The organism is Limnohabitans sp. MMS-10A-192 (assembly GCF_003063335.1).
Taxonomy (GTDB): domain Bacteria; phylum Pseudomonadota; class Gammaproteobacteria; order Burkholderiales; family Burkholderiaceae_C; genus Limnohabitans_A.
Genome location: NZ_NERX01000002.1, coordinates 205892 through 231184, shown reverse-complemented (window position 1 = coordinate 231184; position 25293 = coordinate 205892). Strand labels below are relative to the sequence as shown.

Below are 25293 nucleotides of genomic sequence, written 5' to 3'. Positions count from 1 at the left end.
TGCACGCCTGGGCGCGCTCACGCGCACGCCCACATGAATTCACCATAACAAATTTTTGAACGCCGTGGCCAAAACCCCTGTTTCTCCTTCCGCTTCGACATCCAAGCGACGCATCCAGGTCCGCCGCTCCGGCGTTCACGGCAAAGGCGTGTTTGCCCTGCAAGACCTCGCCGAGGGCGAGACGCTGATTGAATACGTGGGCGAAATCATCAGCTGGGACGAGGCGCAAGACCGCCACCCGCACGACCCCAAGGACCCGAACCACACCTTCTACTTCCATGTGAACGAGGACAAGGTGATCGACGCGCTGCACGGCGGCAACTCTTCGCGCTGGATCAACCACAGCTGCGACCCCAACTGCGAGGCCGACGAAGACAACGAGCGCGTCTTCATCAAGGCGCTGCGCAACATCAAGGCCGGTGAAGAGCTGAACTACGACTACGGCCTGATCATCGACGAGCCCTACACCAAGAAACTCAAGGCCGAGTACCCCTGCTGGTGCGGCGCCAAGAACTGCCGAGGCACGCTGCTGTCGCCCAAAGACCGTGCGGACACGCCCAAGATTCCAGGCCAAAAGAAGGCCAAAAGCAAAGCCAAAGACAAGGCCAAAGACAAGGCCAAGTCGGATGCCAAGCCAAAGTCCAAAGTGAAGGCCGAGACCAAAGCAGCCGCCAAACCGAAGGACAAGGACAAGAAGAAATCGGCCAAAAAGGTCAAGAAGGCCTCTCAATAGCATTGCGCCTCACAAGCCGTCATGGCGAGGAGCGCAGCGACGTGGCCATCCAGACTCCAAGCAAGACCGCAAACACGCTGGATCGCCACGCTTCGCTCGCGATGACGCCAGCCATGAAGTGAGCGCCCTTTTCGCAATGACACCCTGCTTGGCATTTTTCTCATGATGACCCCCACCGCCTGGCCCGCTGAAGCCATCTGGGAGCAAGTCTTTCCCTGGCTGCCCGACTTCACCGTCGAGATCCTGCCCGAGATCGACTCCAGCAACAGCGAACTCATGCGGCGCGCCCGCGCAGGCCGGCTTGAGCCCACGCTGCTGGTGGCCGAGCGGCAAACTGCAGGCCGTGGCCGCATGGGCCGCGTGTGGCAAAGCCAGCCGGGTGATTCACTGACCTTCTCGCTGAGCCTGCCCATCGCCCCCCAAGACTGGTCGGGCCTGTCCTTGGCGGTGGGTCTGAGCCTGGCCGAAAGCCTGCACCCCGATGTGCGCTTGAAATGGCCCAACGATTTGTGGATGCAAGAGCGCAAACTGGGCGGCATTCTGGTGGAAGCCGCCAGCATGGGGGGGCGCAGCCAGGTGGTGATCGGTGTCGGCCTGAACATCCGCCCGCGCCCGGCCGATGGCCTGAACACCCCGCCTGCCGCCTTGACCGAATGCTGGCCTGACGCGACCGCTGCTGCGGCACTGGCGCGCGTTGCGGCGCCCTTGATCCAGACCATTTTGGCTTTTGAGACCACCGGCTTTGCCCCCCTGCAAGCACGCTTTGAAGCGCGTGACGTGCTCAAAGGCCGACGCGTGCACACCAGCGATGGGCTGCAGGGCACTTCGCGGGGTGTCAGCGCCAGCGGTGCGCTACGATTGCAGACCGATGCTGGCGTGGTGGACATCCACAGTTCCGAAGTCAGCGTGCGCCCCTTTGCCGAGGACCAACCATGAAAATCCGCTGGTGGATTGCCCTGTTGCTGCTGCTCAACGTCATCACGATGGCTTGGCAGTGGGACGCCTTTGCCCGCTGGGGCTGGGGCCCCAATGTGCAACGCGAGCCAGAGCGCTTGCAGCAACAAATCAAGCCCGAAGCCTTGCAGTTCACGCTGCCTGGGCAGGCTGCCTCCGCACCTGCGCCTTCGTCTGCGTCTTCGCCTTCGCCCGCTGCACCAGCTTCTGAAGCGGCTGCTGCGCCTGCTGGCAAAGCGCCCGAAGTCTTGCCCGCCAAATCCACGCCAGCGGCAGTCGTTCCGTCCGCTGCCGGAGTTGCGCCGGTGAACACAGCGCCTGCCACGGCAACGCAGGCCAAGCCCGCATCCAATTAACCCCCTATCGGAGACCCCATGAGCCTGACACTGTATTTCGCCCCTGGCGCCTGTTCTTTTGTGCCCCATGTGCTGCTCGAGATGAGCGGCGCGGAGTTTGAACCACACATGGTCAAGCTGCACAAAGGCGAGCAAAACAGCGAGGAGTACAAAGCCATCAACCCGCGCGGCCAAGTGCCTGTGCTGGTCAACAACGGTCAGGTCGTCACCCAGATCGTGGCGATCGTGCTGCACCTGGACCAGCTCTTCCCGCAGGCGGGCTTCTTGCCCACCGAGCCCATTGCCCGCGCACAAGCCATCTCCACACTGGCCTGGATGAACAACACGGTGCACCCGACCTTCACGCACATCTTCATGCCGCAAAAGTTTTCAGATTTGCCCGAAGTGCAGGCAGCGCTCAAGCCCTACAACACGCAGTTGTTCCGGGGCATGTTGGGTGAGTTGCAGGCCTTGGTCAAAGCCGCAGCCGCCAAAGGCCAGGCTTGGTTGAGCGGAGAGCAGTTCGGCGTGCTCGACGCCTACAGCTTGACCTTGACCCGTTGGGGCACGATTGCCGGCATCACGCCCGAAGAGCACCCCGAGCTGTGGGCCTTTGTGCAAAAGGTTTCGGCGGTGCCTGCCGTGGCCCGCGTGATGGAGCGTGAACGCCTGCAGCTCAACATGGGCAAACCTGCCTGAGTAGTTTTGGCGCCTGGCCCGGGCTCAAAAGACTCTGAAGCGCAGCGTAAAGCACGCGCCAGGCGGCGTCTGGTTCTCAAACGTCGGGGCAATGCTGACCGTGGCGCCGTGCTGCTGCGCAATTTCCTTGACGATGGGCAGGCCCAGGCCTGAGCCATCCACGTTGGTGCCCAAGGCTCTGTAAAACGGCTGGAACACCAGATCGCGCTCGGGCACCGGAATGCCCGGGCCGTTGTCTTCGACCTGCAAGACCAGCGCCTTGCTGTAAGGGTCAACCAACACGCGCACCGTGATCACGCCCGGCCGCTGCGCCGTGGAAGGGGTGTAGTGGATGGCGTTTTCGACCAGGTTGCGCACCATCTCCTTGAGCAAGATGGGGTTGCCCGTCACTTTCACGCCGGGGGTATCGGCGTCCACGCCCTCGTAGCCCAGGTCCAGACCCTTGTCCATGGCGCGGGGCAAGCTGTCTTGCAGCACATCGCTGACCAATCGGACCATGTCGCAGGCTTGCTGGGGCACGCTGGTCCCGCCACCCTCGGCCCGCGCCAAAGACAACAACTGGTTCACGGTGTGGGTGGCTTGCACGCTGGCGCGGCCAATTTGCTGCAGCGATTTTTTGAGGTCTTCTTCGCTGGAGCCTGAGCGTTGCGCGAGGTCAGCCTGCATGCGCAAGCCTGCCAGCGGTGTCTTGAGCTGGTGCGCCGCATCGGCCAAAAAACGCTTTTGCGTGACGATGGAGTCTTTCAGCCGTTCAAGCAGGTCATTCACCGACAGCACCAGTGGCGCCACTTCCATGGGCACCGCCTTGTCGTCCAAAGGGCTCAAGTCGTCGGGTTTGCGGGCACGGATGCGCTCTTCCAGCTCGGACAAAGGCTTGATGCCGCGCACCAGCGCCAGCCACACCAAGAGCACCGCCAAGGGCAGCAAGGCAAACTGGGGCAGCATCACCCCCTTGATGATCTCTGCGGCCAGCACGGAGCGTTTTTCACGGGTCTCTGCCACTTGCACCAGCGCAGGCCGCTTGCCATCGGCGTCGAGGCGGATCCAGGTGTAGGCCACGCGCACTTCCATGCCGCGCATTTCGTCATCGCGAATGTGCACTTCGTAACTGCTGCCCTTGTCCTCGTCGTCCAATGGCAAAGGCACATCGCGGTCACCGCTCAAATGCTCGTTGTTCGCCCCGCGCACTTGGTAATAAACGAGATCGGTCTCATCGGCACGCAGCAATTCGCTGGCAGGCTGAGGCAGGTTGAACTGGACTTTTTTGTCAGCGCCCAGCTTGACCTGTTGCGCCAGCGCTTGCACGTTGTAGACCATGGCACGGTCAAACGGCTTGTTGGCCAGGCCTTGCGCCACCAGCCAGGTCAAAGCCAGACTGATGGGCCACAAGAGCAGCAGCGGGGTCAGCATCCAATCCAGGATTTCCCCGAAAAGCGAACGTTGTTCGCGTTTGAAAAGCTTGACACTCCAGCCCTTGGACTTCATGGCTCAGTGGGCACGAAGGCCGAGGTTGGGGTGAGCAAGCCGGGCACGTTCAACCAGGAATTTTCTCGAGGCAGTAGCCCAAGCCACGTACCGTGGCAATGCGGATCGGGCCTTTTTCGATTTTCTTGCGCAGACGGTGGATGTACACCTCGATCGCGTTGTTGCTGACCTCTTCGCCCCATTCACACAAGCGCTCAACCAACTGGTCTTTGCTGACCAGACGGCCCGCACGCTGAAGCAGCACTTCGAGCAAGCCCAACTCGCGGGCTGACAGCTCAACCATCTTGCCGTCGATGGTGGCGACGCGACCGGACTGGTCATAGATCAGTGGCCCGTGCTTGATCTGGGAAGTGGCGCCGCCCATGCCGCGACGGGTCAAGGCGCGCACACGCGCTTCGAGTTCTTGCAAGCTGAAGGGCTTGGCCATGTAATCGTCTGCGCCATAGTCCAACCCTTTGACGCGCTCTTCCACGCTGTCAGCGGCCGTGAGGATCAGCACGGGCAAAACAGAACCTCTGGAACGCAAACGCTTGAGCACTTCCAGACCATGCATGCGGGGCAGCCCCAAATCCAGGATCAGCAGATCAAATTCGTTGTTGGTCATGAGGGCCGCATCGGCCTCGCTGCCGCTGGCCACATGGTCCACCGCCGCCCCCGCGTTGCGCAGGGTGCGCAACAAACCATCGGCAAGCACCTGGTCGTCTTCGGCAATGAGAATTCGCATGGCTGTCTCCTGTTGTAGATGCTGGCTTTTTTGAGGTGTATATCGGGCGCTTGAGCTGATTTTAGTGTCAGGCCGCGGCTGATCGGGCGAGAGGTCGACCTTGAGGTCAACCCCGACTGACATCAATGCGCATACGCCTCCAGGCCCAAGGCCACCACCGTGGCCACATCCTGACCCACGGCGTCCCTGAATTCCGCTTCGGCTTGCGCCACAGCATCTTTGAAGGCTTGCAACCAGGCCAAGCCATCGGCGGTGAACACGACACGCTTGGCGCGGGCGTCCTGCAAATCACTTTGTCTTTGCACCAAGCCCCAGGCCGTGCACTGGTCCACCAAGTCGCCCATGGCCTGCTTGCTCATGCCCGCAGCTTGCGCCAGATCGGTCAGCCGCGAGCCTTCGATCGCCAAGTGGCGCGTGATGTGCACATGCGCCGCGCTGATCTGGTCGCGAGCGGCCAGGTTCGACAAGGCCAAAGGCACGCCTTCGTTGTGGGCCATCAGGTGCAAGACCCGCTCGTCAAAGCGCCGCATGGCGTGGCCCAGCAGGCGTCCCAAATGGGTTTGACGCCAGCGGTCGTCCACTGTTTTGGAGGGGTCTGTGGGGGTGACAAGTGGTGCATCGGCCATGCCGTAAATGATAAGGCAAACTGACCAAAAATATGGTTTACTCGTTTGTACAGTTCGTTTACAGTACTGTTCACGCATCCAGTAAAGCACAAGCTTTCAAGGGAGCGGATGCCCCAAACCATTGATATTCAAGGAGATTTCCATGAGCGAAGTGAACACCGAAAAAGCCAAAGCCCTGCAAGCCGCACTGGCCCAGATCGAAAAGCAATTTGGCAAAGGCACCATCATGCGCCTGGGCGAAGGCGAAGTGATCGAAGACATCCAGGTTGTCTCCACCGGCTCGCTCGGTCTGGACATCGCCTTGGGCGTCGGCGGCCTGCCCCGTGGACGCGTGATCGAGATCTACGGCCCTGAATCGTCGGGCAAAACCACCCTGACCTTGCAAGTGATCTCCGAAATGCAACGCCTGGGCGGCACCTGCGCCTTTGTGGACGCCGAGCACGCTTTGGACGTGCAGTACGCCCAAAATCTGGGGGTCAACCTGCAAGACCTGCTGATCAGCCAGCCCGACACCGGCGAACAAGCCTTGGAAATTGTGGACAGCCTGGTGCGCTCCGGCGCGGTGGATCTGGTGGTCGTCGACTCGGTGGCGGCCCTGACCCCCAAGGCCGAAATCGAAGGCGACATGGGCGACAGCCTGCCCGGCCTGCAAGCCCGCTTGATGAGCCAAGCGCTGCGCAAGCTGACCGCCACCATCAAGAAGACCAACTGCACCGTCATCTTCATCAACCAGATCCGCATGAAGATCGGCGTCATGTTCGGCAGCCCCGAAACCACCACCGGCGGCAACGCGCTCAAGTTCTACGCCTCAGTCCGCCTGGACATCCGCCGCACCGGCACCATCAAGAAAGGTGACGACGCGATCGGCAACGAGACCAAGGTCAAAGTGGTCAAGAACAAAGTCGCACCGCCCTTCAAGACCGCCGAGTTCGACATCCTGTTTGGCGAGGGCATCAGCCGCGAAGGCGAAGTGATCGACATGGGCGTGGAAGCCAAAATCATCGAAAAATCCGGCGCTTGGTACGCCTACCAGGGCGAGAAAATCGGCCAAGGCCGTGACAACGCCCGCGAATTCCTGCGCGAGAACCCCGACCTGGCTTTCGAAATCGAGAACAAAGTGCGTGACTCACTGGGCATTCCTTTGCTGGCAGGCGCTGCGGGTGACGCCACCCCCGCACCCACCAAGCCCGCCAAAGCAGCCAAAGAGCCCAAGGAAGCCAAAGACCCCGCGTAAGGCGCAGCATGAACAGTGCACCCAAGGCGCCCGGAACCCGCAAGGGTTTGGGGTTTCAGCCCTCACTCAAAGGCCGCGCCTTGCGGCTTTTGAGCCAGCGCGAGCATTCCCGGGCAGAGCTGGAGCGCAAACTGGCACCGCACGAGGAAACGCCGGGCGAGCTGGCCAAAGCGCTGGACGAGTTGCAAGCGCGGGATTTCATCAACGACGGGCGGGCCATCGAATCGGTGGTCCACCGCCGTGCCGGCAAGCTGGGCGCGGCCCGTGTTCGGCAAGAACTGGCCGCCAAAGGTCTGTCTGGCGAGGCAGTGGCCCAAGCGATGGAAGGGTTGCGCGACACCGAATTGAGCCGCGCACAAGAAGTCTGGCGCAAGAAATTCGGTCAGGCACCTGCCGATGCCCATGAGCGGGCCAGGCAAATGCGCTTTTTGATCACCCGGGGCTTTGCCGCCGAGGTGGTCCGCCGCGTGGTGCAAGGCTGTGAAGACGAATGAGCGCCGTTTGCAGACCGGGCAAAGCCCTCTGAGGGCTACCCCAATGAACCACCCTGATGACAGGGCAACCATCTTGCTTCGTCGTGCCCTCGAAAGGGCTCATCAAGCTGGAGAGAGCCGTCAGAAGGCTCTGTCGATGGTTGCAGTGTCCCGAAAAATGCAAATGCCGTCGGTGCCTTGGCTCACAAACACAGCATCAACTGGATGTTTTGCACCGCCGCGCCGCTGGCGCCCTTGCCCAGGTTGTCCAAACGCGCGATCAGCACCGCATGGCGCGCCTCTTCGTTGGCAAACACGCGCAACTCCAGCTTGTTGGTGTCGTTGAGCGCCAGCGCATCGAGCTTGCCGTTTTCGGTTGCGGGCTCCACGCTGACCCAGCCGCCTGCCGCTTGGCTGGCCGCATAGTGGGCACGCAAGGCTTCGTGCAAATCAGCGGCTTTGGGCTGGCCGGGCAGGGCGTCCAAGTGCAAGGGCAGTTGGACCAACATGCCCTGGCGGAAATTGCCCACCGCCGGCACAAACAGCGGACGGCAAGTCAGGCCCGTGAAGCGCATGATTTCAGGGATGTGCTTGTGCTGGAGGCCCAAGGCATAGGCTTCGTACAAAGGTGCTTTGCCCGCTTCGTAGTCTTCGATCATGGTGCGGCCACCGCCCGAATAACCACTGACCGACGGCAAGCAGACCGGGTAGTTGGCAGGCACCAAACCGGCTTGCACCAGGGGGCGCAGCAAGGCAATGGCGCCTGTGGCGTAGCAACCGGGGTTGGCCACACGGTCTGCGGCGATCACGGCCGCACGTTGGCCATCAGCCAGTTCAGGAAAGCCATAAACCCATCCGGGGTTGCAGCGGTGCGCGGTGGACGCGTCCACAATGCGTGGCTTTTGGCCGGTCAGGCTGTCGATCATGGCCACCGACTCGATGGCGGCATCGTCGTGCAGGCACAGCACCACCAAATCGGCTTCGGCCATCAATTCGCGCTTGGCTTGCGGGTCCTTGCGGCGGGCTGGATCGATGCTCAGCACCTGCACTTGGGGCATGAGCGCCAGGCGCTCGCGGATTTGCAAACCGGTGGTGCCGGCTTCGCCGTCGATGAAGATTTTGGCCATTTGTGTGTACTTCCTCATGAAATCAAGCACGCTGCGTCATGTCGCTGTAAGACGCCGGGCTCAGTATTGGTGCGTTGCAGCATGATACAGTCGCAGGCTGCAGTGTCCAGCGCCTGCTGGCGGGTGAATCACCCCAGCGGGCCGGTCAATCAACTACCCACTGAGAGAAGACCTCATGAAGATTCACGAGTACCAAGGCAAGGAAATCTTGCGTCAATTCGGCGTGCCAGTACCCCGCGGCATTCCAGCATTCACCGTTCAAGAGGCTGTTGAAGCCGCTCAAAAACTGGGCGGCCCAGTGTGGGTGGTCAAGGCCCAAATCCACGCCGGTGGCCGTGGCAAGGGCGGCGGCGTCAAGGTTGCCAAAACCATCGACGATGTGAAACGCATCTCTGGCGAGATCCTGGGCATGCAGCTCAAGACCCACCAGACTGGCCCCGAAGGCCAAAAAGTCCGACGCCTGTACATCGAAGACGGCGCTGACATCAACAAAGAATATTACGTGTCCGTGGTCACCGACCGCGCCACACAAAAGATCGCTTTCATCGCTTCGAGCGAAGGCGGCATGGACATCGAGGAAGTGGCCCATTCCACCCCCGAGAAGATCATCACCGAGTTCATCGATCCGCTGACCGGTCTGGGCGACGCCCAAGCCAAGAAGATCTCTGACGCCATCGGCATGCCTGCTGACTCCACCGCCCAAGCCGTGGACATCTTCAAGAAGCTGTACCAGTGCTACATGGAAACCGACGCTTCGTTGGTAGAAATCAACCCACTGAACCGCGACAGCAAGGGCAACGTCATGGCCTTGGACGCGAAGTTCAACTTCGATGCCAACGCCCTGTTCCGTCACCCCGAAATCGTGGCTTACCGCGATTTGGACGAAGAAGATCCTGCTGAAGTGGAAGCTTCCAAGTTCGACCTGGCCTACATCTCTTTGGACGGCAACATCGGTTGCTTGGTCAACGGCGCTGGCCTGGCCATGGCCACCATGGACACCATCAAGTTGTTCGGCGGCGAGCCAGCCAACTTCCTGGACGTGGGCGGCGGCGCAACAGCCGAAAAGGTCACTGAAGCCTTCAAGATCATGCTGGCCAACAAGAATGTCAAAGGCATTTTGGTCAACATCTTCGGCGGCATCATGAAGTGCGACACCATCGCCACCGGCGTGATCACCGCCTGCAAGGCCGTGAACCTGTCCGTGCCATTGGTCGTGCGCATGAAGGGCACCAACGACGAGCTGGGCAAGAAGATGCTGGCCGAATCCGGTCTGCCGATCATCTCTGCCGACACCATGGCCGAAGCCGCGACAGCCATCGTCGCAGCCGTCAAGTAAGGAACACACATGTCGATCTACATCAACAAAGACACCAAAGTCATCACCCAAGGTATCACCGGCAAAACCGGTCAGTTCCACACTGAAAAGTGCCAGGAATACGCGAACGGCAAGAACTGCTTCGTCGCAGGTGTGAACCCCAAGAAGGCTGGCGAGTCCATCTTCAACATCCCAATCTACGCCTCCGTCAAGGAAGCCGCCACACAAACTGGCGCGACCGTGTCCGTGATCTACGTGCCCCCAGCAGGCGCAGCAGCCGCCATCTGGGAAGCCGTGGAAGCCGACTTGGACATGGCCATCTGTATCACCGAAGGCATTCCAGTCCGTGACATGCTCGAAGTGCGCAACAAGATGAAGGCCAAGGAAGCCGCTGGCGGCAAGCGCACGCTGCTGCTCGGCCCCAACTGCCCCGGTCTCATCACCCCTGACGAAATCAAGATCGGCATCATGCCCGGTCACATCCACCGCAAAGGCCGCATCGGCGTGGTGTCCCGTTCGGGCACTTTGACCTATGAAGCCGTGGCGATGTTGACCGAAGTGGGCCTGGGCCAGTCCAGCGCCGTCGGTATCGGTGGTGACCCGATCAACGGTTTGAAGCACATCGACGTGATGAAGGCTTTCAACGACGATCCAGACACCGACGCCGTCATCATGATCGGTGAAATCGGCGGTCCAGACGAAGCCGAAGCCGCTCAGTGGTGCAAGGCCAACATGAAAAAGCCCGTGGTTGGCTTCATCGCTGGTGTGACTGCCCCTCCCGGCAAGCGCATGGGCCATGCTGGTGCCTTGATCTCTGGCGGTGCCGACACGGCCGATGCCAAGCTGGCCATCATGGAAGAGTGCGGCTTCATCGTCACGCGCAATCCGTCTGAACTGGGCAAATTGCTCAAGGCCCAGCTGAAGTAAACTCTGAGCCGCTTACGGGCGGCTGTGGTTTGCCACAATACCGAAGCCGGATGTCCTGCGGGACAATCCGGCTTTCCGTTTTTTGAAATCAAGTTTCGCCAAACATCAACAGGCGATCAAAGGAACACCGTGGAAGAATTTCTGACCGCTCATTTCTGGTTCGCTGTGGGCCAGATCATCATGATCGACATCCTGCTGGGTGGCGACAACGCCGTGGTGATTGCCTTGGCTTGCCGCCAACTGCCCGCACACCAACGCACCAAAGGCATTCTTTGGGGCACCGCCGGTGCCATCGTGCTGCGCGTGATCCTGATCTTTTTCGCACTCACACTGCTGGCCATTCCGTTTCTCAAATTTGTCGGCGCCTTGTTGCTCATCTGGATCGGCGTGAAACTGTTGACCCCTGACGAAGACGAAGACCACGGCAACATCAAGGGCAGCGACAAACTCTGGGGTGCCGTCAAAACCGTCATCATTGCGGATTTGGTCATGTCCATTGACAACGTGATCGCCATCGCTGGTGCCGCGCAAACCTCGGGCAATGCCGATCATCAAATGCCGCTGGTGATCTTCGGCCTGCTGGTCAGCATCCCGATCATCGTCTGGGGCAGCCAACTGGTCCTTAAACTCATGGACCGTTTCCCCATCATCATCACTGTGGGCGGCATGCTGCTGGGCTGGATTGCAGGCACCATGGTGCAAACCGATCCAGGTTTGATCGCCTACATCCCTCAGGACAAAGCTTGGGGCTATGGCTTGGGCGTGGCAGGTGCCTTGTTGGTGCTGGCCTTGGGCAAGATCATTTTGGCCCGACGCCCCGCACAGGAAGAAGCTTCTTAAGGGCCGCTGACTGGAGTTTGATCGGTGATTGATTTACCATCGAACTCCATTCAACAGGGAGGAGATGCCATGCAAAAAAGGCAACAAGGTTTGACTTTGATTGAGCTGATGATCGTGATCGCGGTCATCGGCATTCTGGGCGCACTGGCTCTGCCGGCGTATCAGGACTACACCATCCGCGCCAAGGTGTCTGAGCTGCTGTTGGCGGCCAACGGTTGCAAAACCGCTGTGAACGAGGCGATTTCCTCCTCATCCGATGCGGATGTGTCCAAAACCCTGCCCAAAGCCTGTGACAGCCAGACCAGCAAGTACGTCACCAGCATCGCCGTCGATGCCAATGGCGTGATCACTGTGGTCGGCAACCACGAAGCTTTGCGCGGCACCACCAGCAGCTCGGCCAATGCCATCGCATTGACACCACTGCAAAGCGGTGAGACCGCCGTGGTGGGCAGCACCGATGGTGGCAAAACCATCGCCGCTTGGCGCTGTGGCCCAGCCAGCAGCAACGGTTTGCCCGTCAAATACTTGCCCGCCTCATGCAAAGCTTCTTGAGCCTCCTGGCCCCCACCAACGCCCTGCTCTGCAGGGCGTTTTTCTTGGGGTTAGCGTGAATTGGTTTGACCGATCACCCGTCACACGCTGGCCCACTTTGCTGACCAGTTTCCTGTTGGTCTTGCCCTGGATGGCGCCTTGGGCATCGGCCCCCTTGCCCAATGTGCTGCCACTCTTGATCAGCTGGGGCTGCATCGGCTTGCTCATGGCATCGGGGCTGCGACTTCAAGCACTGGACATTGCCAGAGCTTGGGCCATGGCGGCGGTGCTCAGCAGCGCCATAGGACTCATGCAGTATTTCGGCCTGGCCGAAGCCTTCAGTGGCTGGGTCCATGTGCCCGATGTCCTGGGCGAGGCTCGGGCCAACCTGCGCCAGCGCAATCAATTGGCCACCCTCACATCCATGGGCATTCTGGCCGTACTTTGGTGGGCACGCAGTGGACTTGTCCTCACCCATGCGTTGTGGATGCTCGCCTTGATCGCCATCGGAAACGCCGCCACCAACTCACGCACCGGCCTCTTGCAGATGATCTTGGTGACAGCGCTGGTCATGGGGTGGTCCCTGCAACGTCGCCAGCATCAGGCGCATTTGTCCTGGCGCCTGGTGTTGTGGGCATTGGGCGTATATGCGGCAGCCATTTGGGCCTTGCCGCACCTGCTGTCAAACAGTTCCGGCACGGATGCCATCAGTGCCCTGACACGCATGGGCAACGACGATGGCTGCGGCAGCCGAAAAGTGTTGTGGCGCAATGTGATCGAACTGATCGCCCAAAAGCCGTGGTGGGGTTGGGGCTGGAACGAGCTCAAATACGCGCACTACAGTGCGAACTATTCGGGCGAGCGCTTTTGCGAAATACTGGGCAACGCCCACAACGCCCCCTTGCAACTGGCATTTGCCTTGGGTGTTCCGATTGCCTCACTGGTCACACTCAGCCTGATCGTGATCACGCTGGCCATGCGCCCCTGGCACGCGCGTGATGCGCAACATCAACTGACCTGGGGCGTGTTGGCCGTGATCGGTTTGCACAGCCTGTTGGAGTTTCCGCTTTGGTATGGGCCTTTTCAACTGGCGGTTTTGTTGTGCGCCGTTTTGCTGACGCAGCCAAAGTTGGCATACACCCATGCAACTCAGCGCATCTTGCCTATCATGGGCGCGGCCATCCTGGCCAGCACAGCATTCATCGCGGTGGACTATTCACGCGTGCGGCAAATTTTCATCCCAGCCAATGCGCGTTCAACGCTGTGGGGCAGCGATGCGGTGAGCGTTGCCAAGAGCAGCGTGCTGTTCCATACCACCGCCGATTTCGCCGAATTTTCCTTGACCCCCGTCACGCCTGAAAACGCGACACACCTGCTGGCAAAAGGTCAGTCGATGCTGCACTACTCGCCGGAACCGAAAGTGATCCGCAAGGTCATCGAAGCCGCACAGATGGTGGGTGATGTGCAAACAGCGCAACAGCATCAGCGGCTGATGAAAATCGCTTTTCCAAGTGAGCTCATCCAGCCTCATGCGAACTGAGCTGGTGTCAGCAGCGCCCCATCGGGGATGATGTCCAGGAGACATGGCGAATGGACTCACCTGACGCGCTTAACCTCTTTGCCTGCCCACCATCTCTCTGACGCCTGAGCGCACACGGCCATTCGGATCCAGAAATTGGAAATTGGTTTTGATGGCCAAACCCCATTCCGGTTGGACCCACAAGCTGGCGTTGAGCAAAGCTTCGCCTTCTATTTGGAATTGAATCTCCACGCGGTAAGCCAAAAACATTCCCGCTGGCACGGTGACTTGCTCACGAGCCACGACCTTGCCCGAATAATCCATCCAGGCTTTCTGCCCCTTGAGGTTGGTTCGCAATGAGCGACCACGCCAGCGTTTGCCCACCTGGTATTCAGCGCCGGGAACCAACACATACGGAGGATCAAAAGTATTTTGACCATCGCTGATCACCGCGCCCGCGATGGTCATCTGACCGCTTGGACCCTGATCAAAAACGTTGGTGTACTTGGCAGAGTCTTCGCTCACATCAAACACGGTTGACTTCACAATGAAACTGGGCCTGTGTTCATATGAAATTTTCATGGTGTACAGGTCACCATTTCTGAACCGCCCATCTGCCGGGTTTTGAACGACTTCTCCCTCGAAGGCCTGACTGCGGATGCTTTTACGGTCAATCCTCTCGAGAACGCCTTGTGCCAATTCACTCAAGCTGGATGCAGGGTACGCTTGAATGAAATTGAAAATCTGTTCAGGGTTCTTGCCATCCTTGATGTTGTTCCAGACTTGTCGTTCCTGGTCAAACTGCTTTTTCTTTTCTTCCGACGTCAAGCTGGCCGGGGATGATGCGCCTGTCAAATAAACATCTTCAAAAACACCATTGGAGTAAGCAGGCACTTGCTGGCCCTGACTGGCCCGTCTGACACCGAACTTGATGCGTTTAAAAATGTTGTCGATCGGGGCAGCGGTGTTTTTCAGCTCGTGCAACAAAGCAGCGGTGTAAAGACCATGAGCGCCATCCTCTTGTCCGTCGATGGCCACATTGCCGGCCTCTGTGGCATACCCCACCAATGTTCTTGCAGGTGCATCCACTGGCGCGAAACCGCGGAAATTTTGCTGGGCCCTGAAGGGGTTATCACGACAAGCATCCAGAACGAACACATTGAGCCGACCGCCCTGCGCGCTCATGCTTTCCACGAGTTTTTTGACACTGACGCCCTGCTCGGGAATGTCTTTTTCCGACTGGATGTTCACATCCACGGGCAAGATGAAATTTTCAGCCTCCAGTTGTACGCCGTGTCCCGCGTAATAGATGAAGCTCAAACCTTGCGTTCCCCGAATTGCCGCTTGGTGGTCTTGCAAGGCTTGGCCAAGTTGGCTTCGGTTGGCATCCAAAAGCAAATGGACTTTGAATCCTGCGGCCTCCAGCGCTTCCTTCATGGCGCGCGCATCGTTGCCCGGGTTTTTGAGTGGCGCGCTCTTGTAAGTGGCGTTGCCGATGACAAGGGCCCGCCGAAGTTGCTCGGGTGCGTTGGCCACAGCAGGCTGCAAAGAAGCCCACAACAGCCAGATGATCCATTGGATTTTCCGAAACAAGTTCATGGGTTCCCCAAGCAATATGGTTGAAACAGACTTGCCAACTGCAATCGGCAAGCACGCCGTCAGGCATTCGCCACAAAGCTCCCAGACTTGCCCCCGTGCTTTTCCAGCAAGGTCACACCATTGATGGTCATGCCCCGGTCCACGGCTTTGCACATGTCGTAGATCGTCAGCAAAGCCACTTGCACGGCGGTCAAAGCTTCCATCTCCACACCGGTCTGGCCCACGGTTTCGGCGGTAGCTTTGTATTTGATTTATCAAATTTTTCGTCCACATCCCTTAAGTTAGTGGGACAAAATTGGGACAAGATCAGTCATCCCACTAGCAGTTTACGGAATTTTTGACACCTTACCTATGTACCTTTGCACGAATCACTAGAGTTACCGTGTTGTTCTGCTCAACACACATGTTGCACTCAAACTAGATCGTTGATATTTTGTATTCTTTAGAACTACCTATTTGCATCCATAACCCGTGATCAAGCCAACAAGACAGATCTAATAACCTTGGTGTTCTGAGTCATCTACCTTAGCAATCACTTCAGCAGGTACAGCCCCGCAAGCTTTGCAATAGTCTATGAAAAAGAGAGTGTCTATGTAGCGTTCGCCTCTTTCAATTTTTGAAACGTTCGACTGTTCCATGCATAGCAGGTCCGCAATTTGAACCTGTGTCAGTCCTGATTTCAGCCGCAACTCTTTCATGATCGAGCGAAGCTTGTTGTAGCGCTTGTGATGAACAGATATGACCATCACTTGATGTTCTAGGTCAATCTGATATAGTCCATTTTGACCTATTTCATTGCATGGTTGTCCACACGAACGAGCGAAGACAGCTTACGAACCATAAAAGAAGGCTCAAAAGTATTTGAATAATATTTTTTGTTCAATATCGGCTTTATTAAATTTAATTAACATTCACCAATCGAATTGCAGAAATTACAAATGTCAAATAAATTATTAACTTTGTATATATTGACGATGTTGGCAGGATGTGGCGGTGGCGGCGGTGATGGTTCTACTGCCAATACCAACACACCAGCATTTAGTAATACAGTGCCCATTGCAAATGCTGGTGCATCAATTGAGGTTGCCACTAATGTCATTACCACGCTAGATGGCAGCAAAAGTCTTGATTCGGATAATAATTCACTAAATTACAAATGGACAATTAAATCAAAGCCAGAAGGAAGCATTATTTCAATTAATAAAAGCACGTCTGCCAAAGCAAATTTTACACCAGATTATGAAGGTATATATATATTTTCTTTGATTGTCAACGATGGTTTGTTAGATAGTGCCGAATCTTTGGTACGTGTTACTGCGACGGTTAGTCCAACTCAATTTGAAGGATATTTAAATGGCTGGTCAGTTTCCAGATTGGTTTCCAATATAGAGCAAAAAGCGAGTTGCTACATGTCTAAGACATTTGGAACATCAAGAGATGGAATAGATGGTTCTTTTAAAATACAGGCATTTACTTACGGAAATAATGCAACACCCCCTCAAATTGGAGTTTCATATTGCGGAGTAAGTTGTTATGACACATACTCTAATTTATCAAAACTTAGAGTTGGTGGATTTTTGGATAGAAATTTTTCAAATCTTAACGCTGCAACTTTGGCAGCAAATTATGCATCTATTTCTAATGGAGGTCCTCCAATATTAACGACTAATGGGTCTCCTGATCATTATGAAGGATTACTTGATGAGCTAATCACAGGTTCACTATTGACTGTGCGTGCTGTTCCTCAGAATCAATTTTTCTCTAGTGTCGAAGGAACAATAAGTTTGTCTGGCTTTAACCAAATGCTTAAAGTTTTTAATAATTGCTCGGCAAATAGACCTTAAACGTCCATTATGTTTAAATAGGCTGGTTGTTTCAAGTTGATCTGGCAGTCTCGCAGCTTTGTTTGAGTTGATCCCTCTTGGTCATGCACTGATTGGGCTCAATGCATAGTTGCAATGATGGGATTGCCTATCAGCTCTTTAGTAGCGCTATCTTTATATTTATTTCGCATGTTGCGTTTTTACAACTATTGACATTGCAATGTAATTTATTGTATGATAGAGACTTCAGGATATTTTTATCTTTTACCGGTGCTCCTGAAAGACAATAGGTGACTTCAAGTATTATTTAGTATTAAATATCATTTTCTAAATTTCTGGATGACTCCGTCTGCACCGTAGAAAAACTACGAAAGGAGTCTATATGACCATTGAAATTAATACTTTATCTACTTTAATTCAGGATGATACATCTAAGTGTGCTCTTGAATGGTTCACCAAGGGGTATCTCCCATATCCGATCGTTGAAGGGGAGAAATACCCGAGAACGAAACCGACCGATTGGTTACCAAAACTCTGTCCACAACAAATTGAACAATATTGGGATAAGAGTCCGAATGATGATGTAGCCCTCTATTGCTCCAATGGGTTGGTTGTGTTGGATGCAGATTCGCCTGAATCACAAGACGCCATTGAAAAATTAGAAGCAAAACATCAGCTGCGCTCAAATTTGAAAGTGCAGACCAAAAAAGGTGTTCACTATTACTACCGTCAAGATGCAAGCCTAAAAATTAAGCAGGCCGGTCACAGCACGGAAGAGCATCCAGAACGAATTGATATCCGGTGTGGCAACTCGTACATCATCGCTCCACCCAGTACGGGCAAGAAATTATTAGTCCCTGAGATTGTTTCGTTTGATCAACTTGTAGATCTAACACAATCCTTTGTTGATGATCTGTTGCTGCACAACGGCGCTGCTCCTGTGCTCGACCTGAAATATCTGCCAACAGCAGGGGCCAAAAAAAGTTCGCTGCCAGCTTTGAAAGATGAAAATCTTCCAGCGATTCGTGCATTGATCGCACAGCTAGATCCCGATATGGGATATGACGAATGGCGAAATGTCTTGATGGCTATTCATCATGAAACGAGTGGCTCAGTTGAAGGACTAGCTATTGCGGATGAATGGTCAAGTGCAGGAAGCAAGTACAAGGGCTATGCCGAAATTGAACGCAAATGGCAATCTTTCTCCTTCAAGGAGGGTTCATCGATAACGATGGGTACTGTTCGGCACATGCTCAAAGAACGTGGATTGAATGCTGATCAGATCCTACGAAATGCATTTGGTGTTGCCAAGGGAGGGAAGGCTCTAGGGCAATTGAGATCGAATCAAGAAGGTGCTGTTCAACCACTACCTTCCAATGGATTTCCGCATCAGCCTAGTGGTAAAGGCTTCGTACTACCTGCCACTATGGAGAATTTCACGCACCTGATGCAGTCGTACAGCGTGGATATCAAGTACAACGAAATCACGAAGAAGACGGTCATTTGCATCCCTTATCTTGAGACCTCAATGGACAATGCTGACAACGTCAAGCTAAGCTATATCCAAAGTTTGTGCGCCCTCAATAAATTCCCAGTAGGGGCCGCTAATAGCTTGTGCCATGCGTTAGCGGATCTACACCGATTCAATCCTGTGCGAGATTGGATCTCTTCAGCTTCTTGGGACGGTAATGATCGTTTAGAGGCGTTTTACGCAACCCTAGTTGCATCTGAAGATTTCCCTGATGAGTTCAAGAAGACGCTGATGAAGCGCTGGATGATCAGTGGAGTAGCTGCTGTATTCGAGCCTGACGGCTTCCATTGCAGGGGAGTGTTGACTCTTTCTGGTAAGCAAGGTCTTGGAAAAACTTCTTGGATCAAATCCTTAGTCAACGATCCTACGTTACATAAAGAGGTGGTTTTGACGGGTCATTGTTTAGATGCCTCACACAAGGATTCGAAGATGACTGCTATCCAAAATTGGCTCGTGGAATTAGGTGAACTGGAATCTACCTTGGGGAAGGACTTGCCGGTCTTGAAGTCATTCATTACGGATGCCATAGATACATTTCGTCGACCATATGCAGCTGCTGATTCAACATACCCTCGCAGAACCATCTTTTTTGCATCGGTCAATGACACACACTTTTTGAATGACTCAACTGGGAATAGCCGTTGGTGGTCAATCCCTGTGGTGGGTGTTGATCATCAACATGGTCTAGACATGCAACAGGTGTTTGCCCAAATCAAAGCGCAATGCTATGACAAAGGGGAACAATGGTGGCTCAGCTATGAGGAAGAAACTCAACTTACCGCTCAGAATAAAGATTACGAAGTCATTAGCCCAATACGAGAGATGGTGATCGCATATCTGGATGGTGCAAAAGGTCAGAACACTATGTTCATGACGGCAACGGCTTTACTACAAAAGCTTGGGATTGATCGTCCAACTAAAGGTCAAACCAAAGAGGTACACGGGGTGGTACCTGGAGTTCTTGGCCCCAAAAGAAAATCGGGAGGGAATTTCGGTTGGGATGTTCCAATGAAGGATATCTAACCTATTAGCCACTGGGGTTGTAGGGCAGTAGGGTGGTAGTTTTAAAACCATCTAGAGATGGAGAGGAGGGTCATTGGATTGGTTGTTTTGCTTTTGATAAAACTGCTACCCTGTGACCCTCCTGCCCTTTCGACTGCTTAATTGAACGTACAGAGTCATCCTTCGCCCCAACTCGAACTAAGCCCTCCCCCCCTTGGCATGAATCCAAGGCATTACGGGTGAAATACAGCGCAACAATAGTCACCCAAAAACAATAGAAGATGAAGGGCATATCAGTCTCTTCAGCTCTCGAATCATCTCCATTTGGTTGCCCCAAGTGCTACCCCAACTTCAGCGCCAGCGCCTCTGCTTTTGGTTGGTAATACCGCTTCAGCACCATCAAACTTTTGTGCCCACTAACCGCTGCCAACTCAATCACATTGGGCAACTTCTCCGCCATGCGAGTGATGGCTGTACGGCGGAGGTCATGAAAGCGCACATCGTTCAGTTTTGCACGTTTGCAAGCCCGCTTAAATGCGGCATCTAGTGTGAAATACCTCAATGGAATCACCACACCACTGATGTGCCGTGGCAACTCTTCCAACACCTGTACCGCAACAGTGGATAGCGGGACAGTTCGAGACTCCCCGTTTTTGGTATCTGACAGAAACGCTGTTCTTGCTTTCAGATCAATGTTCTCCCACCTCAACGACAACAACTCTCCTCGGCGCATCGCTGTTGCTAAAGCTAACTGCACAACGGGCTTTGTCCAATGACTTTTACGCCCTGTAGGTTCCAGCACAAGCATCAATTTCGCAATCTCTTCATTGGTCAAAACTCGTGTTCGTGCTTGAGGAGTTGGAGGCTTACGCACCATAAGAACGGGATTAAGAACGTTGATCCCCCATTCTTTTCGACCGTGGTTAATGATGGCAGAGAGGTACGCCAATTCCCTGATGACTGTACCTCCTGTAACCTCTTTAAGGCGTTCGTCCCGGTACGCTGCAATACGGGCTGCACTAAGGTTAGTCATGCTCCACCGTGAGATGTCTCTGCGCATGATGGCTTTAAGTCTGATCGTGTCCTCAGCTGCCCCTTTCATTGAGGGTGTGACCTCGACCAAATACCGATCGATGAGATCGCCCAAGGTTGTCCGCTGGGCTTCGCTAACGTTGACGAATTGCCCTTTATCAATCTCTGACTCAAGCGACCGAGCCCATTTCTCAGCATCTTGCCTTGATATGAAACTCTTGGTCTCATCCGGGTAGCCTTTACGCCGTACTCTTGCTTGCCAACGGTTGCTGCGATATCGAAAAGAAGCCATTTCCATCCTTCAGTGGGACAGGAATGGGACAAAGCTTTCAATAAATCATTACTGAGTTGCTGAAGTACTGCTACGAGACATGTCGCTTCAGGAAATCAACACCAGCGCAAACACAGCTAACCCATTGAAGATAAACAGGTTTCAAACCGGCGCAATGAAACTCCCCGACTTGCCCCCGTGCTTTTCCAGCAAGGTCACACCATTGATGGTCATGCCCCGGTCCACGGCTTTGCACATGTCATAGATGGTGAGCAGCGCCACTTGCACGGCGGTCAAGGCTTCCATCTCCACACCGGTCTGGCCAACGGTCTCGGCGGTGGCTTTGCAGACCACGCTCGATTCAGCCGTCAACACTTCAAACTCGACCGCCACACGGGTCAGGCCAATCGGGTGGCACAACGGGATCAACTCGCTGGTCTTTTTGGCGCCCATGATGCCGGCGAGGCGGGCAATGCCCAGCACATCGCCTTTTTTGGCGGTGCCCGATTCGATCAGCGCCAGCGTGGTGGGCAGCATGCTGATGCGGCCCGTGGCCACAGCCACGCGCTTGGTGGAAGATTTGGCGCCAACGTCCACCATATGGGCTTGGCCTTGGGCGTCAAAATGGGTCAAAACATCAGAGGTCGTCATGGGCGATGCGGTCCGAATGGTTTACAAGAAGTTCACGGGAATGGGTCATCATACGGCCATTGAATGGGACACTCCTTGTCGTGAAAAACAAATTCCACCGCACGAAACTGCTCCTCGGGCTGCTGGCCTCAAGCCTGTGTTTTCAGCCCGCCTGGCCACAAAACGCGGCGCTGCCCTCTCTGGGTGATGGTGATGGCATTTCCCTGGCCGCTGAACGCAAGCTGGGCGACCGCATCGCCCGCGAGCTTTACCGCGACCCGGACTACCTGGAAGACCCCGTGCTGGATGAGTACATTCAGCGCCTGTGGGCCCCCTTGGTCAAATCGGCTGCAGCACGCGGTGAGCTGTCCCCCGAGCTGCAAGAACGTTTTGCCTGGCGCATCCTGCTGGGACGCGACCGCAGCGTCAACGCCTTCGCCTTGCCCGGTGGTTATCTGGGCGTGCACCTGGGCTTGATTGCTGTGGTCAGCACACACGACGAATTGGCCTCGGTATTGGCACACGAACTCAGTCACGTCACGCAACGTCACATTGCGCGCTCCATGGGCGCGCAAGGCAAATTGACACCGTGGGTGATCGGCTCCTTGATTCTGGGCGTGTTGGCCGCCAGCAAAAGTGCGCAGGGCGCGCAGGCGCTGATCGTAGGGGGGCAGGCCGCCGCCATCCAGTCACAGCTGAGCTATTCACGCGACATGGAGCGCGAGGCCGACCGTGTGGGATTTGGCGTGATGCGTGAAGCCGGCTATGACCCCCAAGGCTTTGTCGGCATGTTCGGCAAGCTCCAGCAAGCCGCAGGACTCAACGACAACGGCGCCTACCCGTATTTGCGCAGCCACCCCCTGACCACCGAGCGGATCGCAGACATGCAAGCCCGCTTGCAATTGGATGCACCACCTGCTGGAAACCGGGTCGATGTCGAGCAAGCCATGCTGTCAGCGCGCGCTCGCGTGTTGTCTCAAGGCCAAGTGGACGCTTGGCGCGCCTCCACACAAACGAGTCAGGTCAACTTGCCCCAAGCCACTGCGGCCACCAAGGCTGGCGTCTGGTACGGCGCCACCTTGGCCCACATGCAGCTCAAGGACTTTGCGGCGGCCGAGCGCAGCTTGCAAAATTTGGAGCGCACGGTGAGCGGTCAAAACGCACCGGCCCGCTTGGCCAAATTGCTGCGCGCCGAATGGGCTGCGGCCCAAAACCGCTGGGATACGGTGGTGCAATTGCTGGCCCCTCCAGGGCAAGCCTCCAAGCTGGACAGGCCCACGCTGATCGCCACTGCACAAGCCTTGTTGAACCTGCCGCCCACCCCGACACGCACAGAAGTGCTGCACCAACTGCGCGAACAGGTGCAAGCCTTCCCACTGGACGCACAAGCGTGGAACACCTTGGCGAGCATGCTGGCCGTGGAAGGCCAGCATTTGCATGCCCTCAGAGCCGAAGGCGAAGCGCAAATGGCCCGCATGGATTGGCAAGGCGCCATTGATCGCTTCCGCGCCGCGCAGGACTGGGCCAAAAACCACACTCTGCAAGCCGGCGATCACATCGAAGCGTCGATTGTGGACACCCGCTTGCGGCAAGCCCAGTCGCTGGTGCGCGAGATGCAAGCCGAGCGCTGAGCCGGTTCAGGCCTTGGTGGACGTGCTGGCCACTCTGGAAGACCACCAACCCGCGCCCAACACCAAGGCGATGGCCACCAAGTAAGTGGTCCAGCGCCAGATGGCTTGAGAGGGCGCATCGAACACACTGTCCAGCAAAGGCTCGCCCACGATCATCTTGGCCGCGGTGAAAGCCAGCACGGCAGCGCCCAACTGGATGATCATCGGAAAACGATCGACCAGCTTGAGCACGACAGAGCTGCCAAACACCACAATCGGCACGCTGATGAGCAAACCCAGAATGACCAAGTCCCACGAACCATGTGCGGCACCTGCCACGCCCAAAACATTGTCGACACCCATCAAGGCATCGGCCACGATGATGGTCTTCATGGCACCCCAGAACGTGGTGGCAGCAGGACCGTGCTCATCGTGGTCACCGGTGTCGGCGATGAGTTTGTAGGCGATCCAGAGCAAACCCAAACCCCCCACCAGCATCAGGCCGGGGATTTGCAAGAGCCAGACCACGCACAAGGTCATGACCGAGCGCACAGCGATCGCACCCACCGTGCCCCAAAGGATGGCTTTCTTTTGCAGATCAGCGGGCAAACTGCGCGCAGCCAGTGCGATCACGATGGCATTGTCGCCAGCCAAAACGAGGTCAATCAAAATGATCGCCAACAAAGCAGACCACCAAGGTGCAGATAAAAATTCCATCAGAAGACTCCAGATTCCATTGTTGAACCTGCATCGAATCGAGGGGAACTTCATGTGCAAACCAAACTGCACGGCAAGCTTCGATCGATTCGACACAGGCGATGATCGAAGGTCTTGCTCGACGTCAGAACCAAGTTCTGGCGCCTGATAAACCGGAAGTAAAACTTCGTCATGACGGCTTATCAAAGTGCCTCAAGGCTTTGCACCTTGGGGCATGAGAGAGCTACTCCCCTTCAAGATCAGATTAAACCGTGGTTGGGTTTGTCCTTGTGCGTTGAAGGGAAATTCAGGCATGCAAGCCTGCACAAAGTGCATCACTCGCCTGCAACCCGCTATGATTTGCGTCCTGCTCTTCAACACACCATGGCCGGCATCCACATCACCGACATCGAAGCCGCCATCAACCACTGGCGGATCAAAAATCCCTCTGCGGACGGGGTATCCTTGCCGCGCGAGCTGCGCGCCTTGGCCGATGTCTATGGCCAGATGGTGTACTTCAAACAAGACCATGCCGACGAATTCAGTTTGCCACTGGCTGCTGCAGAGGCTTGGCAAGACTGGTATGTCAGCACACCCGACACCCCCTGCATCGCGATTTGCTCGACCAGCCAAGGTGACGACATGTGCAAAGGCTGTGGTCGCACTTTTGAAGAAGTGCAGTTGTGGACCGAAATGACGCCGGGTGAAAAGCGCGCCGTGTGGCACCGCATCACCATGGAAGGCACTTCCTGGCGTTTCAACAAATACGCCGAACGTGCCGCCGAAGACCGCCAGCTGGCCAAAGTGGCCGCTGAAGCCCAAACCAAACTGGATTTGTAAGTCGAAGCTGAAGCGCCGACCTGCAAATTAAAACAACAAGACTGACCGCGCTGCTCGTGCGCGGCCTGTTTCACTTCCAGCGTTGCAACTCGATGTGCACACTGCCTTTGTCGCTGCTGAAAGTGACTTCGCCTTCCTGCACCGTGGCCTGCAGCTGCATGCTGCGCTCAGCCAGCTGGGCCAACTCTTGTGAACGCTCGGTGGGCACACGCCAGACCTGCAGCTTGTCCAAGCGGGTGAGCTTGGTCTCGATGCCTTTCCACCAGACTTCAGCTGCATGGTTGAAGCAGTACAGCAGGACTTCGTCGGACTTCTGGCAGGCCTTCATGATGGGCTTGTCTTCGGGCTGACCGACCTCAATCCACATGCGGGTCTGGCCCGTGAAGTCACGCAGGCTCACGTCCGGGTCGTCCGGGTCAGACAAGCCCGCACCAAAGGCCAGCTTGCCGTCACCGTTGCACACGGCCTGCAGCTTGTAAGCGTTGATGGCCAACGCCAGCAGGCGGATCATCATGCGCTCGTCGGTCTCGCTGGGGTGGCGGGCCAAGGTCAGCTGGTGGTCTTCGTAGTAGCTGTGATCGATGTCAGCGATCGACAGGTTGGCTTTGTAGATGGTGGATTTGAGGGCCATGGGGTTCTTGAGTTTGCGCCTGCATCTGTCATGCTGGAGTTGATCCGGCATCCATGGCGGGGAAAGATGGACCCCGGATCAAGTCCGGGGTGACAAGCAATGGAAA

At 56.0% G+C, this 25293-nt stretch carries 26 protein-coding genes and 1 pseudogene; 15 read left to right on the top strand and 12 right to left on the bottom strand.

The window, feature by feature from the left end; genetic code table 11:
• Nucleotides 1-64: 64 nt before the first annotated feature.
• From B9Z43_RS05920 to B9Z43_RS05905, 4 genes are all read left to right on the top strand, one after another.
• Nucleotides 65-733 carry an SET domain-containing protein gene (locus B9Z43_RS05920; RefSeq protein WP_108324135.1) on the top strand — a complete coding sequence of 223 codons (669 nt, stop codon included), beginning with the start codon at nt 65-67 and terminating at the stop codon, nt 731-733.
• A gap of 165 nt (nt 734-898) precedes the next feature.
• On the top strand, nt 899-1669 hold the full coding sequence (locus B9Z43_RS05915) for a biotin--[acetyl-CoA-carboxylase] ligase (RefSeq protein WP_108324134.1): 771 nt from the start codon (nt 899-901) through the stop codon (nt 1667-1669).
• Complete coding sequence (locus tag B9Z43_RS05910) at nt 1666-2043, top strand: hypothetical protein (RefSeq protein WP_108323688.1); 378 nt, start codon at nt 1666-1668, stop codon at nt 2041-2043. The genes B9Z43_RS05915 and B9Z43_RS05910 overlap by 4 nt, the downstream gene beginning before the upstream one ends.
• An 18-nt stretch (nt 2044-2061) precedes the next feature.
• The gene (locus tag B9Z43_RS05905; RefSeq protein ID WP_108323686.1) at nt 2062-2721 is read left to right on the top strand and encodes a glutathione S-transferase family protein; all 660 of its coding nucleotides are present in this window, start codon (nt 2062-2064) and stop codon (nt 2719-2721) included.
• Nucleotides 2722-2745: 24 nt separating this feature from the next.
• Here B9Z43_RS05905 and B9Z43_RS05900 read toward each other — a convergent pair whose 3' ends face one another.
• From B9Z43_RS05900 to B9Z43_RS05890, 3 genes are all read right to left on the bottom strand, one after another.
• Nucleotides 2746-4206, bottom strand: a complete 1461-nt coding sequence (locus B9Z43_RS05900) for a sensor histidine kinase (protein ID WP_108323684.1) — start codon at nt 4204-4206, stop codon at nt 2746-2748.
• Nucleotides 4207-4255: 49 nt separating this feature from the next.
• Nucleotides 4256-4930, bottom strand: coding sequence for a response regulator transcription factor (locus B9Z43_RS05895; RefSeq protein ID WP_108323682.1), 675 nt, complete (start codon nt 4928-4930; stop codon nt 4256-4258).
• A gap of 122 nt (nt 4931-5052) precedes the next feature.
• Nucleotides 5053-5556, bottom strand: a complete 504-nt coding sequence (locus tag B9Z43_RS05890; RefSeq protein ID WP_108323680.1) for a MarR family winged helix-turn-helix transcriptional regulator — start codon at nt 5554-5556, stop codon at nt 5053-5055.
• A 142-nt stretch (nt 5557-5698) separates the two neighbouring features.
• Between B9Z43_RS05890 and recA the strand changes: the two genes are divergently transcribed.
• Complete coding sequence (gene recA, locus B9Z43_RS05885; RefSeq protein WP_108323677.1) at nt 5699-6790, top strand: recombinase RecA; 1092 nt, start codon at nt 5699-5701, stop codon at nt 6788-6790.
• 8 nt (nt 6791-6798) lie between these two features.
• The gene (gene recX, locus B9Z43_RS05880; protein ID WP_108323675.1) at nt 6799-7284 is read left to right on the top strand and encodes a recombination regulator RecX; all 486 of its coding nucleotides are present in this window, start codon (nt 6799-6801) and stop codon (nt 7282-7284) included.
• 182 nt (nt 7285-7466) lie between these two features.
• Here recX and argC read toward each other — a convergent pair whose 3' ends face one another.
• A complete protein-coding gene (gene argC / locus B9Z43_RS05875; protein ID WP_108323672.1) occupies nt 7467-8390 on the bottom strand; it encodes an N-acetyl-gamma-glutamyl-phosphate reductase in 924 nt (307 codons plus the stop codon).
• 175 nt (nt 8391-8565) lie between these two features.
• Here argC and sucC point away from each other — a divergent pair, with 175 nt between their 5' ends.
• The 5 genes from sucC (at nt 8566) to B9Z43_RS05850 (ending at nt 13543) form a co-directional block, all read left to right on the top strand.
• Nucleotides 8566-9726: an ADP-forming succinate--CoA ligase subunit beta gene (gene sucC / locus B9Z43_RS05870; protein ID WP_090142736.1), complete on the top strand. Its 1161-nt coding sequence runs from the start codon at nt 8566-8568 to the stop codon at nt 9724-9726.
• A gap of 9 nt (nt 9727-9735) precedes the next feature.
• Nucleotides 9736-10632, top strand: coding sequence for a succinate--CoA ligase subunit alpha (gene sucD, locus B9Z43_RS05865; protein ID WP_108323670.1), 897 nt, complete (start codon nt 9736-9738; stop codon nt 10630-10632).
• A 129-nt stretch (nt 10633-10761) separates the two neighbouring features.
• Nucleotides 10762-11472 carry a TerC family protein gene (locus tag B9Z43_RS05860; protein WP_108323668.1) on the top strand — a complete coding sequence of 237 codons (711 nt, stop codon included), beginning with the start codon at nt 10762-10764 and terminating at the stop codon, nt 11470-11472.
• A gap of 69 nt (nt 11473-11541) precedes the next feature.
• Nucleotides 11542-12024, top strand: a complete 483-nt coding sequence (locus tag B9Z43_RS05855; RefSeq protein WP_108323666.1) for a pilin — start codon at nt 11542-11544, stop codon at nt 12022-12024.
• A 55-nt stretch (nt 12025-12079) separates the two neighbouring features.
• Complete coding sequence (locus B9Z43_RS05850; protein WP_158270076.1) at nt 12080-13543, top strand: PglL family O-oligosaccharyltransferase; 1464 nt, start codon at nt 12080-12082, stop codon at nt 13541-13543.
• Nucleotides 13544-13612: 69 nt separating this feature from the next.
• Here the strand turns inward: B9Z43_RS05850 and B9Z43_RS05845 are convergent, their stop codons facing one another.
• From B9Z43_RS05845 to B9Z43_RS05835, 3 genes and pseudogenes are all read right to left on the bottom strand, one after another.
• Nucleotides 13613-15121: a caspase family protein gene (locus B9Z43_RS05845; protein ID WP_108323662.1), complete on the bottom strand. Its 1509-nt coding sequence runs from the start codon at nt 15119-15121 to the stop codon at nt 13613-13615.
• Between the two features lie 59 nt (nt 15122-15180).
• Nucleotides 15181-15360, bottom strand: a pseudogene (locus B9Z43_RS05840) (cyclic pyranopterin monophosphate synthase MoaC); the annotation flags it as partial.
• 255 nt (nt 15361-15615) lie between these two features.
• A complete protein-coding gene (locus tag B9Z43_RS05835; RefSeq protein ID WP_108323659.1) occupies nt 15616-15867 on the bottom strand; it encodes a helix-turn-helix transcriptional regulator in 252 nt (83 codons plus the stop codon).
• Between the two features lie 192 nt (nt 15868-16059).
• Between B9Z43_RS05835 and B9Z43_RS17025 the strand changes: the two genes are divergently transcribed.
• Both B9Z43_RS17025 and B9Z43_RS05830 read left to right on the top strand, forming a co-directional pair.
• Nucleotides 16060-16965: a hypothetical protein gene (locus tag B9Z43_RS17025; protein ID WP_146183912.1), complete on the top strand. Its 906-nt coding sequence runs from the start codon at nt 16060-16062 to the stop codon at nt 16963-16965.
• Nucleotides 16966-17326: 361 nt separating this feature from the next.
• Complete coding sequence (locus B9Z43_RS05830) at nt 17327-19498, top strand: VapE domain-containing protein (RefSeq protein ID WP_108323657.1); 2172 nt, start codon at nt 17327-17329, stop codon at nt 19496-19498.
• A gap of 70 nt (nt 19499-19568) precedes the next feature.
• On the opposite strand, the gene B9Z43_RS17130 is transcribed toward B9Z43_RS05830, so the two are convergent.
• From B9Z43_RS17130 to moaC, 3 genes are all read right to left on the bottom strand, one after another.
• Nucleotides 19569-19769: a hypothetical protein gene (locus B9Z43_RS17130; protein ID WP_158270074.1), complete on the bottom strand. Its 201-nt coding sequence runs from the start codon at nt 19767-19769 to the stop codon at nt 19569-19571.
• Between the two features lie 48 nt (nt 19770-19817).
• Nucleotides 19818-20801 carry an integrase gene (locus B9Z43_RS05825; protein ID WP_108324133.1) on the bottom strand — a complete coding sequence of 328 codons (984 nt, stop codon included), beginning with the start codon at nt 20799-20801 and terminating at the stop codon, nt 19818-19820.
• A gap of 141 nt (nt 20802-20942) precedes the next feature.
• Nucleotides 20943-21431 (bottom strand): cyclic pyranopterin monophosphate synthase MoaC, encoded by a 489-nt coding sequence (gene moaC, locus B9Z43_RS05820; protein ID WP_108323654.1) that lies wholly within the window; start codon nt 21429-21431, stop codon nt 20943-20945.
• Nucleotides 21432-21511: 80 nt separating this feature from the next.
• Between moaC and B9Z43_RS05815 the strand changes: the two genes are divergently transcribed.
• Nucleotides 21512-23041, top strand: coding sequence for a M48 family metalloprotease (locus B9Z43_RS05815; RefSeq protein ID WP_233250040.1), 1530 nt, complete (start codon nt 21512-21514; stop codon nt 23039-23041).
• A gap of 6 nt (nt 23042-23047) precedes the next feature.
• Here B9Z43_RS05815 and B9Z43_RS05810 read toward each other — a convergent pair whose 3' ends face one another.
• Nucleotides 23048-23737, bottom strand: coding sequence for a TerC family protein (locus tag B9Z43_RS05810; protein WP_108323650.1), 690 nt, complete (start codon nt 23735-23737; stop codon nt 23048-23050).
• A 363-nt stretch (nt 23738-24100) separates the two neighbouring features.
• On the opposite strand from B9Z43_RS05810, the gene B9Z43_RS05805 reads away from it, so the two are divergent.
• The gene (locus B9Z43_RS05805; RefSeq protein ID WP_108323648.1) at nt 24101-24556 is read left to right on the top strand and encodes a DUF3717 domain-containing protein; all 456 of its coding nucleotides are present in this window, start codon (nt 24101-24103) and stop codon (nt 24554-24556) included.
• A gap of 70 nt (nt 24557-24626) precedes the next feature.
• Here the strand turns inward: B9Z43_RS05805 and B9Z43_RS05800 are convergent, their stop codons facing one another.
• The gene (locus B9Z43_RS05800; RefSeq protein WP_108323646.1) at nt 24627-25187 is read right to left on the bottom strand and encodes a YaeQ family protein; all 561 of its coding nucleotides are present in this window, start codon (nt 25185-25187) and stop codon (nt 24627-24629) included.
• Nucleotides 25188-25293 lie beyond the last annotated feature (106 nt).

Excerpts from the sequence above, each read along its gene's own strand:
- B9Z43_RS05915 (WP_108324134.1), top strand. The coding sequence starts at position 899 with ATGACCCCCACCGCCTGGCCCGCTGAAGCCATCTGGGAGCAAGTCTTT.
- B9Z43_RS05910 (WP_108323688.1), top strand. The coding sequence starts at position 1,666 with ATGAAAATCCGCTGGTGGATTGCCCTGTTGCTGCTGCTCAACGTCATC.
- B9Z43_RS05905 (WP_108323686.1), top strand. The coding sequence starts at position 2,062 with ATGAGCCTGACACTGTATTTCGCCCCTGGCGCCTGTTCTTTTGTGCCC.
- B9Z43_RS05900 (WP_108323684.1), bottom strand. The coding sequence starts at position 4,206 with ATGAAGTCCAAGGGCTGGAGTGTCAAGCTTTTCAAACGCGAACAACGT.
- B9Z43_RS05895 (WP_108323682.1), bottom strand. The coding sequence starts at position 4,930 with ATGCGAATTCTCATTGCCGAAGACGACCAGGTGCTTGCCGATGGTTTG.
- B9Z43_RS05890 (WP_108323680.1), bottom strand. The coding sequence starts at position 5,556 with ATGGCCGATGCACCACTTGTCACCCCCACAGACCCCTCCAAAACAGTG.
- recA (WP_108323677.1), top strand. The coding sequence starts at position 5,699 with ATGAGCGAAGTGAACACCGAAAAAGCCAAAGCCCTGCAAGCCGCACTG.
- recX (WP_108323675.1), top strand. The coding sequence starts at position 6,799 with ATGAACAGTGCACCCAAGGCGCCCGGAACCCGCAAGGGTTTGGGGTTT.
- argC (WP_108323672.1), bottom strand. The coding sequence starts at position 8,390 with ATGGCCAAAATCTTCATCGACGGCGAAGCCGGCACCACCGGTTTGCAA.
- sucC (WP_090142736.1), top strand. The coding sequence starts at position 8,566 with ATGAAGATTCACGAGTACCAAGGCAAGGAAATCTTGCGTCAATTCGGC.
- sucD (WP_108323670.1), top strand. The coding sequence starts at position 9,736 with ATGTCGATCTACATCAACAAAGACACCAAAGTCATCACCCAAGGTATC.
- B9Z43_RS05855 (WP_108323666.1), top strand. The coding sequence starts at position 11,542 with ATGCAAAAAAGGCAACAAGGTTTGACTTTGATTGAGCTGATGATCGTG.
- B9Z43_RS05845 (WP_108323662.1), bottom strand. The coding sequence starts at position 15,121 with ATGAACTTGTTTCGGAAAATCCAATGGATCATCTGGCTGTTGTGGGCT.
- B9Z43_RS05835 (WP_108323659.1), bottom strand. The coding sequence starts at position 15,867 with ATGGTCATATCTGTTCATCACAAGCGCTACAACAAGCTTCGCTCGATC.
- B9Z43_RS17025 (WP_146183912.1), top strand. The coding sequence starts at position 16,060 with ATGTCAAATAAATTATTAACTTTGTATATATTGACGATGTTGGCAGGA.
- B9Z43_RS05830 (WP_108323657.1), top strand. The coding sequence starts at position 17,327 with ATGACCATTGAAATTAATACTTTATCTACTTTAATTCAGGATGATACA.
- B9Z43_RS17130 (WP_158270074.1), bottom strand. The coding sequence starts at position 19,769 with ATGCCCTTCATCTTCTATTGTTTTTGGGTGACTATTGTTGCGCTGTAT.
- B9Z43_RS05825 (WP_108324133.1), bottom strand. The coding sequence starts at position 20,801 with ATGGCTTCTTTTCGATATCGCAGCAACCGTTGGCAAGCAAGAGTACGG.
- moaC (WP_108323654.1), bottom strand. The coding sequence starts at position 21,431 with ATGACGACCTCTGATGTTTTGACCCATTTTGACGCCCAAGGCCAAGCC.
- B9Z43_RS05810 (WP_108323650.1), bottom strand. The coding sequence starts at position 23,737 with ATGGAATTTTTATCTGCACCTTGGTGGTCTGCTTTGTTGGCGATCATT.
- B9Z43_RS05805 (WP_108323648.1), top strand. The coding sequence starts at position 24,101 with ATGGCCGGCATCCACATCACCGACATCGAAGCCGCCATCAACCACTGG.
- B9Z43_RS05800 (WP_108323646.1), bottom strand. The coding sequence starts at position 25,187 with ATGGCCCTCAAATCCACCATCTACAAAGCCAACCTGTCGATCGCTGAC.